We start from the raw sequence: 9,588 nt of genomic DNA, 5'->3' as shown, positions 1-9,588 counted from the left end.
CGCCACACCACCCCCGCCACCCGCTCCCGCTTTCGCGAAAGGACCCGACACCATGACCACGCCAGCCACGACTCCGGCCACGGGCAGCGCGCCCGCCGCCCCGGGCGCGGCAACCCGACTGCGCAACGGCGAACTCAGGCGCATGGTGGCCGAACAACTCGCTCACCATCCGACCACCGCACTCACCCCCGGCACCATCGCGACCAAACTCGGCGGAAAGTCATCCGGCGCGGTGGGGAACGCGCTGGCGACGCTGGAAGCGCGCGGGGAAGCCACAAAGGTCGGCACGAACCCGGTCACCTACCGCGCGACCGACAAAACCGCCGACGCCGCGAAAACCGCCACCATCACCCCGTGCACCACCGCCTCCGCACCATCGGCCCCCACGACGCCGACCACCCCGCCGCCAGCCCTGCCCGCGCTGGTGACCGGACCGGTACGTCGCCCCAACGGGCAGATGTACCACCCGCGCAAACTGTCCGGGCTGTCGGACGTGACGGCGCTGCGGCGGTTGCGTGCTGCGGGGGTGTCGGCGCTCATGTACGGCCCACCCGGTACTGGGAAAACCTCGGTCGTGGAGGCGGCGTTCGACGACCTCGTGACCGTGCAGGGCGACAGCGACACCGTCACCGACGACTTCGTCGGCTCCTACACCCAAACCCCGGACGGCCGTTATGAATTCGCCTACGGCCCGCTGGTGACCGCGATGCGCGAGGGCAGGGCTCTGTTCATCGACGACGCCACCCTCATTCCGCCGACCGTGCTCGCCGTGGTCTACCCCGCGATGGACGGACGCCGACAGATCACCATCAAAACCCACAAGGGCGAAGTGGTCGACGCCGCACCGGGGTTCTACGTCGTGGCCGGACACAACCCGGGTGTACACGGGGCGGTGCTGACCGACGCGCTGTCGTCGCGGTTCGCCGCGCAGATTCACGTGTCCACCGACTACGACCTCGCCACGCAGCTCCACATCGACCCGAAAGCGGTCCGGGCGGCGCGGAATCTGGCCGCACGGCAGCACAGGGGCGAGATCGGGTGGTCCCCGCAGTTGCGTGAGCTGATCGCGTTCAACCGGATCGCCGATGTCCTGGGCACCACCGCCGCCGCCGGGAACCTGGTCGGCATCGCACCGGAGGAAGACCGTGAAGTGGTCGCCGAGGTGGTGCGAAACGTGTTCGGCGCCACCGTCGCCCCGCTGTCACTCGGGCCGCAGTTCTAGCCCCCACGCCCCGCCGCACCCGCAATCCGTCCGGAAAGGACATCCAGCATGGGCACCCACATCGCCGCCCCCGCCGCCACACCCACCGCCGTGTTTTCCGCTGCCCCCGGATGGCTGAGTTTGTCTGCCGCGTTCGGCGACGAGGTCCCGGCCATCGCCGACCGCGACGACCTCGTCGTCACCGTCGCACCCGGGGCGGGTCACGGTGCCCCCGCCTGCTTTTTCCCCGACCTGGCCACGATCGAGGTCGACGGTACCCACGTGGACAGCGGGGTCGACCCCGCCACCGTCGCCCCGCACAGGGTCGGGGACCGCAAGCGCTACCGCACCGCGTGGGGACTGTTGACCCACGAATGCGCGCACGCCAAACACTCGATGTGGCGCACACCCGAGGGCGCCCCGCCCGGGGCAGCGGCTGCGGCCCTGCTGCTGGAAGAGTCCCGCATCGAAGCGGCACACCTGCGACGCCGCCCGGGCGACCGGTACTGGTTGCGCGCCAGCGCCACGAACCTCATCCTCGCCGACACCCACGCCACCACCCCGGCCACCCCCCCGACCATGACCCCTCACGACGCCGCCCGCAGCGCCGCGCTGCTGCTGGCACGGGTGGACGGGGGCGTCCTCAACCACCGCGAAACCGCCGCCGTCGCCTGGGTGATCACCCAGATCCTCGACCCCGACACCCTCGCCACCCTGCGCGAGATCTGGCGCGAGGCACACCGCACCGCCGACGACGACGCCGACGCGATGATCGAGTTGGGACGCCGCTGGTGCGAGGCACTGGGCAGCGACCCGAACGAAGCACCCCCCGCCCCCGCCGACGAGGGCGACGACGGTGACGGACAAAACGGGAACGCGACCCCGTCACCACTGGCCAGGGCGGTCGCCAGTGCAGGGGCGGCGATCAGCCGCGCTGTCGCCGCCGCCCCCGCCCCCACCGATCCCGTCACGCAAGCGCTGGACGCCGCCGCCGCCGACGCCGACACTCAGCGCACCGCGCAACGCAACGCTAACGCCGTGTTTAACGGCCCACCCCCTGCCTGGGGCACCACCACCCGAGGGACCCGGGCACCCGACACCGCCGAACGCGCCGCCGCACGGCAACTCGCCCGCGCGCTGACCACCGCCGGAGTCCGGGACCGCACAGTCACGAAAACCACCTCGACCGTCCCCCCGGGGCGACTGCGGATGCGGGGCGCGATGACCGCCGACGCCCAACGCGCGGCGGGCGCGATCCCCACCGCCGAACCCTTCACCGGCACCACCCGCGCGACCATGCCCGCCCCACCGCTGCGCATCGGGATCGCATGCGACGTGTCCGGCTCCATGGGCCACTTCGCCGGACCGGTCGCCTCGGCAGCATGGATTCTCGCCGACGCCGCTCGCCACACCGCCGTACCCGCGATGACCGCCAGTGTCATCTTCGGCCACCACGTCCGCCCGATCACCCACCCCGGCAGCACTCCGCCACGAGTCACCGAATTCGACACCCAAGATCTCCGGCACCACATCGACACCGCGATCAGCGCACTCGACGGCGCGCTCACACTGTCCCGCCCCGACGCCGCCCGCCTGCTGGTGATCATCTCCGACGGCTGCTTCGAGGACACCACGAAAATCCCGGGACAGAAGATGCTCGACCGGTTGCGCGCCAGCGGCTGCGCGGTGCTGTGGCTGCAACCCGACGACCCCGGTAACGAACCCATGTACGGCGCCACCGTGCACACCCTGACCGACCCCACCACCACCGCCCGCGCCATCGGGCGCGCCGCCACACCCGCCCTCCGCGCCACCCGCTAACACCGCCTCCTAAACGCCGGGCGGGGTGACAGGCCCCCATGCCACCCCGCCCGGTCCCAACCGTCCACCACCACAACCCAGACGCGAAGGAGCGTCCACAATGAACACCACGACCAACGCCGTCGCGCGGCGTGTCACGAACTCGACCACAGCGCCAGCTGCGGATCACCACCGCTACAGCTACAGCCGCATCGTCCGCCTCGGCGGACACCGGGTGCGGGGGACGCATCCAGCGAGACTTCTACCGCGCCCAATCGTGCGCCGTAGCCGAGGTCCTAGCTGACGACATGACCTGGACCCACCTCGCCGCCGACGAACCCATCAACTGGATCGACGCCACCACCCTGCCCGGCTAGGGACCGATCCACTGCGCCACCGAACTCGGCCACCTCGCCGACATCCTGATCAACCGCGCCGCCGCCATCCTCTGCGACTGAGCACCTACCCGCGCCCTAGCGCCGAAAGGACACCACCATGACCATCACCCGCACCGCCGCCGCCACGCCCGCGAACCCCGCCCACCGTGCACAGTCGGCCCGTGTCGGGCTGTTCCTCGGCCGGGGTGACACGTCCACCCCGATCGGTCAGCTGTCCACCTACCCCGACACACCACCCCCGGACCCCGTCACCGTCGCCACACTCCCCATCGGACGGCAACTGCTGACCGCCACCACCGAACACGACTACCGCGCCGCGCTCGTCGCGTTCGCCGCCGCGTGGTGCGCGGGCGGCTTCGGCGACACCCACTGCGACCACACCGACCCACCACCCGACCCCGGCACGTGCCCACCCGCCGACGGCGACAACATCCAGCCCACCCACAACCCGAGCGAGCTACGACATCAGGAGCACACCATGACCACCACCTTCACGACGACTGCCCACGCGCATGGAAGCTGCTCCAGGACGCCGACGCCACGTTCGAAAAATTCCAGACCGGGTGCATCGACGTGGTACTCCACCTCGGAGGTCGCGACCCTCGCGAACACCGAACTGGGCGGCTACGACGTGTTTGTGGTGATGGACGGGCCCGCGACGGTGGCCGACATCGTCGGCACCCTCGGCCAGATCCCCATCTTCGAATAAACCACGCCACCCCCGACACAACGCCCCGCGCTGACCGCGCACACGAATCGCGCCACCCACCGCCACGCAGAGGAGGACCATTTCCCATGACCACGCCGACCGACGCGCCCACCTCGTTGACCGCCCGCGCGATCACCGTCGCCCGCCGCCACCGCGACACCGCCCCGCGCGAATTCGCCGACCGCCACATCTTCCGCCTGCAGTGGGACCGCCGCGCAATCACCGCCGCCAACATCGCCACCGCCCTCGACGTCGGTATCGACGCGGTGATGGTGCGCGACGACCCGGACCGCCAGCACGGCATCGGGACCGGCACCACCCCGGGGGATCTCATGGAGGTCACCAGTGAGGACGGCCGCTGCTGGTACTTCATTCAGGACCTGACGGGGCTCGACCCGTTGTGGGGCTGGCTGCTGCTGGGCCCGTGCCCGTTCTGCGGAGCCACCGCAGTCCCGATAGCGCAAATCGCCAGCCTTGTGGACCTCGGCGACCACCTCGACCCGGATCACGGCGGCACCCCCGCCCCCGACCCCTTCCACGGCGATCCCGGCCACCACCAGTACTGCTTCTACGCGCCCAACCGTGGTGCGCGCGAGTCCCGCACCCACGAGAGCAGCGGAGGGTTGTGATGAACACCCACGCCGTGCCGCCCGACTATCCCGATGGCCTCACCGAGCATCTCGTGCCCCACACGGGCGCCGACACCTGGTACGCGATCAGCGAACTCGTCGACACCCGCTTCCAAGTTCACATCCTGATCGGACCGGACCGCTGGGCCGAGTACACGATCAGCCCTCTCGGCGGGATAACCCACTCGCGCGCCGTCGCCACAGCGGTCGAGTCCCTGACCGGGCGCGCCGTCGTGAGCGTGGGCCACGGCCGCTGCTGGGGCGACGACGCCATCCACTACCGCGCCACCCTGCTGCCCGCGTCGTGTCGATCCGTCAGTGCCGCATCATGACCGCCGACGAGAGCGACGACACCGTCCCGCCCGATGCGGCTACGACACACCCGCGCGTAGCACCGAGAACATCGGGTACCGGGACCTGCGGAACCGGGGCAACGGGAGCTCTACCGCATCGGCGTCGTCCCTGCGCCGAGTGCCCGTGGCGGCGTGACACACCGCCCGGCCAGTTCCCCGCCGACCGGTATGCCGCACTGGCCAACACCTCCGGCACGCCCGGTGCCGAAGCGCTTCTCGACGCGCCGATGTTCGCCTGCCACAAGACAACGGAAGGTCAGGAACAAGCCTGCGCCGGATGGCTCGCGGTAGCTGGCGTCCATCACCTCGGAGTTCGCCTCGCCGTTGCGACCGGCCGTCTCTCCCCGGAAACGCTCAACCCGGCCCCCGGCTGGCCACCGCTGTTTGAGTCGTTTCATCAGATGGCTGCCACCCAAGTACGGCCAGCCTCCACTGAGGATTCAAATTTCCACCCGGATGGCGCTCCACGTGACCAGCGGTAGCCGTGACTGCACGAGGAAGGACGAAGGCCATGAACGACAGGAAGAAACGACTCATGTGGGCCGTGCTGGCCGTGCTGCTGCCCGGCCCGTGGACCCCCGTCATCGTGCTGGCCTACATCCTCGGCCGCGCCACTGAACGCGACCAGAACACCGCACCCCACGACCTCCCGGTGTCCCCGTACGCGCCGCCCGACCCCTACGCCTGCGTTCCGGCCTCACTGACTCGGGACCCGTACGTGCCACCACGGTAAGGAGTGACCACCCATGTCGAGCTACACCGACTTCTACTTTGGACGTGGAGAGAACGCCGACTGGATCGGCTCTCTGCGCGGGGAATGCTACCCAGAGAACTTTCTCGCCGTCCCATCATCGCGGCTGGCATTGACCGCGACCGACGAAAGCACCTTCCGTACGGCAGTCGTCGACACCCTCGACGTGTGGGAAGACGAACGCCTCGGCCACGCGTATCGGCGCGAACTCGGCTGGCCGTGGCCGTGGTACACCAGCCACAAGAGCAGCTGGATCATTGTGTTCGATCCGGCACCGCAGGCGGTGTTCGTCACCGTGGGCGGCGGGATCAGCTGGCACCGCATCGACCCGCACGATCCACGATTTCCCGAGGGCGACGACCCGCTCGGCCCAGACGACATCTACGCGTGGCTTCGTGATCCGGCGGCACCGCCCTCGGTGCCGATGCCGCCCGCCGCCACCGATATGACCCCGCTGCAGGCGTACTGCCCGGACTGCGACGTCGAGACCGGCCATGCCCACCGTGAGGGCTGCGTTGTGGCCCGCTGCCTGGCCACCGGGCTGCAGCGCCTCGGCCACGACGAGTCGTGCCGCTGCCCGCAGGACGTCTGGACTGGACGGTGGCCCGGGGAGGCCGAGTGCGCGGAGCTCGGGTGGATGCTCGGCCCCGGCCTGCCCGACCTCAACCGCCTGATGACCACCGCCAACTGGGATCCGGTCGCGTACCGCTGGACCCGCCCCGGCAACCCCACCACGCCCATTGAAGGAGAACAACGATGAGCACGCCCACCACCGCCACGGACGCGTTCGGGGGCACCGACCTCGCCGCCGGCGAGAACAGGATCGAACTCGTGCCCGCCGCCCACGCCCAGCCGCAACCAGATCAGCTTCCCCGCCGTGATCGAACCTCGCCGCTACCATGGGCTGTGGGTGCGGCCCCGGCTACGTCGCGAGGTCGCCGAGGCCGTGTGCGAGTGGCTGAACCTGGTTTACCCGCTCGACCCGGACTGGTACCCGTTGGCCCGTTTCGAAGACGACGACCACTCCGCTCTGGCCCTGCTCGCTCGGGGTGAACGTCTGGGCACGACCATCACCGAGTCCTGAGGCCCTGGGCCTGACCCGCGTGGTCCCGTAGCGAGGAGGAACGCACTCACCATGCCGACCGCTGGATAACTCGCTGTTCGACGCCGCAGCCCTCTTGCTGACCGACTCCGACGTGTTCACGCTGCCGGAGGACCAACTGGCCGTTCTTGACCACGTGCGCCAGCTCCTCGCGGCCCCATCAGGCAGCATGACGGTCCTCGTGGTCACCGGCGGCGCCGGCTGTCCAGATGCAGGGTGCGCACCGTGGCGCCGCACGCGTGCGCGGCGGTCTCGATGTAGGGGCAGGTGCCGATCTGCCCGGGACGGACCGCCTGCTCCTCGTCGAGGCAGAACACCACGACCCGGGCGGCGTCGAACAGCTCCGCGGCTTGGGTGCGGTCGCTGCGGCGCGAGGCCGGGGTGCAGCGGATGTTCGAGTTGGCGCGCAGCTGATGCGCGTCATCGCAGACCAGCAGATCCAGGTCACCCGGCTCAGTATCGGCGGCGGTGCCGAAGTATTGGAACAGCTGCTGGGACTGGCGGGAGCCGTGTCCGGCGGTCTTGCGCGGCGCGGTAGTGAAGGCCTGCGAGCCGGTGGCGTCCGAGCCCGGTAGCCCGCGCGCAGTGCCTCGCCGAGCAGGGTCAAAAGCGAGGACGCTCTTGCCGGTGCCGGCACTGCTGTCGCAGCCCACCCGCGCTATGACGCCTGGGTCCGTCGTCTGCTTGGCCTCGACGACGGGCCGTTGCCTCCGGCCTCGTGGAACGGGGAGAAGGAGGGGTTCGAGTTGCGGGTGGCCGACAGTCCCGGCGAGCTGGAGGAGATGCTGCGCGCCCGAGCCGGGCGGGGGGCGAGTGCGCGGATGACGGCCGGGTATTGCTGGCCGTGGAGCGAGGCGGCTCCGGGAAATCCGTTGGTCGGCGACATTGTGATCGGCGACTGGCGCCAGCCGTGGAGAGCGAAAGGTAACCGCGCGGTCAACGGGCCAGTCGCAGCCCTTGTGCCAGGGCAGTTTGCGGTGGTCGTAGCGAAGCCCGCAGCGCATGACCAGTGGGCGTTCGGAAACCAGCCAGTGGTAGGCCAGCAGCGCGACGTCGACCCATGTGCGGGCACCGCAGCACGGGGAGGTGAACACGGCGTACAGGGTTCCGGCGCGGTGCCGGATGACGGCGGGCCCGGTGATGGCCTCGCCGCGCCGATAGGTGCGGCGGGTCATCGCTGCCACCGCCGCTCGACCGTGGCGTGAGTGATCCACGCGCTGTGGATGTCCTCGATCAGCTGACCGGTGTCCCGGTCGCGCACGCTGATCAGCGAACCCACCCCGATCACGGCCCCGGAGACCCGACGGGGCACGTCCGGGCGTCGGTGGGCGGCGGGGATTACGGCCGACACGGTGAGTTCGTCGTCGCCGACGGTTCCGCGCAGTGCTGCCCACAGTAGCGGGAGCGAATAGGGCGGGATGTGCGTGACAGCCCCTTCCTTCGAAGGTTGCGGCAAATGTGCCCGAGGAACCAGCGCGCAGGGCCACCGCCCCAAAGTGTTGGCGGCGGCCCTGTGCACGGGTAGCGGGTTGGTGTCGGTGGCGCAGGCTGGCTACGCGCTGTGGCCCGCTGTGTCCGGGACATCGGTCTTGTCCGGGTTGATGGCGAAACGTTTCGGCGCCTCGCAGGTTTTGATCGCATACCCGTCGGCGACGAGTTTCTCTAGGGCGTTGTTGACCGCGCCGCCCGAGCGGAGCAGGTCCTTGCCGATCTTGGCGGGCCCGAAACTCTCGCCCGGGTGTTCGGTCAGGTACTCCTCCACCAACGCCCGCAGCCCGCCCTTACGCAGCCGATCCTTGTCCGCAGGGGTGTTGTGGGTCGTGTCGGCGACCGCAGAAGTTTCTGCCGGAGACGGCTCGGCCTCGATCGCGCTGTCCACCGGTGCAGTGCAGGGCGGCGGAGCGGTGCCGTCGCTCTCGAGGCCGACATCGGTGTCAGTGGACGGGATGGCGGCGTCGTCGGTGGTGTCCGTGGCGCCGTTGTCGTCGTCCGCCTCCGTCCTTGGCCCTTCCATCACCGTGGCGTCCTCCGTGGTGGAGTCATCGACATCGATGGCAGCCTCCTCGGTCGCTCCCGTCTGCTCGGCCGTGGAGTCCTCGTCGGTGTCGCTGGCGTGATCGGTCAGCTGATCGGTGCTGGGCATCGCCGCCGTTGCGTCCGGTCGCGCGTCGTCGGTATCGGGTGCGGCGGTGTCGCGGTCCGTCGGTGCAATTGTCCAGGTGTCGGGATTGCGCGGACCGTCGCCTGCGGTGCGGGTCGCGGTGCCGTCGCGGTCCCAGCGGGCCAGGATCTTCGCTGCGGTCGAACGGCCCACCCCGGCCGCCATCGCCAGCTTGGCGGTCGTGGAACCGGGATTGTCAGCCAGCGCCGTCCGCACTTTGTCCTCCGTGGATGGTGCGTTCTGCTGACCGGGGGCGTCGACCACGGCGTGCAGGTGACGGTCGCTGTCATCGGTAACGGCGGCGGTGTTGACGGTGCGGTTCTTTCGGGACATGACGAGCTCCATGTGGTGTTGGTGTGGAATGGATGGTCATGCCCCGGCCGGGGCGTGGCCCGCCGGTGCGCATCCGGTCGTTCGGGCTACACGACTATGGACGCTTCGTCACCGCCTTCATGTCAAGCGATTCGTCAAACAAGACGTGTGT

The 9,588-nt window shown here is 69.9% G+C and carries 14 protein-coding genes; 11 read left to right on the top strand and 3 right to left on the bottom strand.

Translation table 11 applies throughout. The annotated features are described in order from the left end of the window. The first annotated feature begins 52 nt into the window (after positions 1-52). The 10 genes from D0C15_RS30145 to D0C15_RS34325 all read left to right on the top strand — a co-directional run bounded on the left by D0C15_RS30145 (position 53) and on the right by D0C15_RS34325 (position 6,925). On the top strand, positions 53-1,222 hold the full coding sequence (locus D0C15_RS30145) for an AAA family ATPase (protein WP_116051516.1): 1,170 nt from the start codon (positions 53-55) through the stop codon (positions 1,220-1,222). Between the two features lie 48 nt (positions 1,223-1,270). Then, positions 1,271-3,022, top strand: a complete 1,752-nt coding sequence (locus D0C15_RS30140; protein WP_116051515.1) for a VWA domain-containing protein — start codon at positions 1,271-1,273, stop codon at positions 3,020-3,022. A 131-nt stretch (positions 3,023-3,153) separates the two neighbouring features. Continuing rightward, positions 3,154-3,378, top strand: a complete 225-nt coding sequence (locus tag D0C15_RS34335; protein WP_162830311.1) for a hypothetical protein — start codon at positions 3,154-3,156, stop codon at positions 3,376-3,378. A gap of 118 nt (positions 3,379-3,496) precedes the next feature. After that, positions 3,497-4,108, top strand: coding sequence for a hypothetical protein (locus tag D0C15_RS30135; protein ID WP_116051514.1), 612 nt, complete (start codon positions 3,497-3,499; stop codon positions 4,106-4,108). An 86-nt stretch (positions 4,109-4,194) separates the two neighbouring features. Then, entirely contained in the window at positions 4,195-4,737 is a 543-nt protein-coding gene (locus D0C15_RS30130; RefSeq protein WP_116051513.1) for an SH3 domain-containing protein, read from the top strand. Further along, the gene (locus D0C15_RS30125) at positions 4,737-5,069 is read left to right on the top strand and encodes a hypothetical protein (RefSeq protein ID WP_116051512.1); all 333 of its coding nucleotides are present in this window, start codon (positions 4,737-4,739) and stop codon (positions 5,067-5,069) included. The genes D0C15_RS30130 and D0C15_RS30125 overlap by 1 nt, the downstream gene beginning before the upstream one ends. Beyond that, positions 5,066-5,572: a DUF6283 family protein gene (locus tag D0C15_RS35830; RefSeq protein WP_425455445.1), complete on the top strand. Its 507-nt coding sequence runs from the start codon at positions 5,066-5,068 to the stop codon at positions 5,570-5,572. The genes D0C15_RS30125 and D0C15_RS35830 overlap by 4 nt, the downstream gene beginning before the upstream one ends. Positions 5,573-5,601: 29 nt before the next feature. Continuing rightward, positions 5,602-5,823: a hypothetical protein gene (locus D0C15_RS30115; RefSeq protein WP_116051510.1), complete on the top strand. Its 222-nt coding sequence runs from the start codon at positions 5,602-5,604 to the stop codon at positions 5,821-5,823. A 13-nt stretch (positions 5,824-5,836) separates the two neighbouring features. After that, positions 5,837-6,601 carry a hypothetical protein gene (locus D0C15_RS35300; protein WP_245976409.1) on the top strand — a complete coding sequence of 255 codons (765 nt, stop codon included), beginning with the start codon at positions 5,837-5,839 and terminating at the stop codon, positions 6,599-6,601. A 117-nt stretch (positions 6,602-6,718) separates the two neighbouring features. After that, entirely contained in the window at positions 6,719-6,925 is a 207-nt protein-coding gene (locus D0C15_RS34325) for a hypothetical protein (RefSeq protein ID WP_162830309.1), read from the top strand. A 203-nt stretch (positions 6,926-7,128) separates the two neighbouring features. Here the strand turns inward: D0C15_RS34325 and D0C15_RS35295 are convergent, their stop codons facing one another. Then, positions 7,129-7,596, bottom strand: coding sequence for a DNA/RNA helicase domain-containing protein (locus D0C15_RS35295; protein ID WP_245976408.1), 468 nt, complete (start codon positions 7,594-7,596; stop codon positions 7,129-7,131). A 51-nt stretch (positions 7,597-7,647) separates the two neighbouring features. On the opposite strand from D0C15_RS35295, the gene D0C15_RS34580 reads away from it, so the two are divergent. Beyond that, on the top strand, positions 7,648-8,148 hold the full coding sequence (locus tag D0C15_RS34580; RefSeq protein ID WP_245976407.1) for a DNA/RNA helicase domain-containing protein: 501 nt from the start codon (positions 7,648-7,650) through the stop codon (positions 8,146-8,148). Here D0C15_RS34580 and D0C15_RS30100 read toward each other — a convergent pair. Beyond that, positions 8,115-8,399: a hypothetical protein gene (locus tag D0C15_RS30100; RefSeq protein WP_116051508.1), complete on the bottom strand. Its 285-nt coding sequence runs from the start codon at positions 8,397-8,399 to the stop codon at positions 8,115-8,117. The two genes, D0C15_RS34580 and D0C15_RS30100, sit on opposite strands and share 34 nt — an antisense overlap. 96 nt (positions 8,400-8,495) lie before the next feature. Then, positions 8,496-9,437, bottom strand: coding sequence for a hypothetical protein (locus tag D0C15_RS30095; RefSeq protein WP_116051507.1), 942 nt, complete (start codon positions 9,435-9,437; stop codon positions 8,496-8,498). Positions 9,438-9,588 lie beyond the last annotated feature (151 nt).

The sequence above is a fragment of the Amycolatopsis palatopharyngis genome, assembly GCF_003385185.1.
In the GTDB taxonomy this organism is placed as follows: Bacteria; Actinomycetota; Actinomycetes; order Mycobacteriales; family Pseudonocardiaceae; genus Amycolatopsis; species Amycolatopsis palatopharyngis.
The sequence above is the reverse complement of the archived record's forward strand: the minus strand, read 5'-3'. Positions and strand labels throughout refer to the sequence as shown.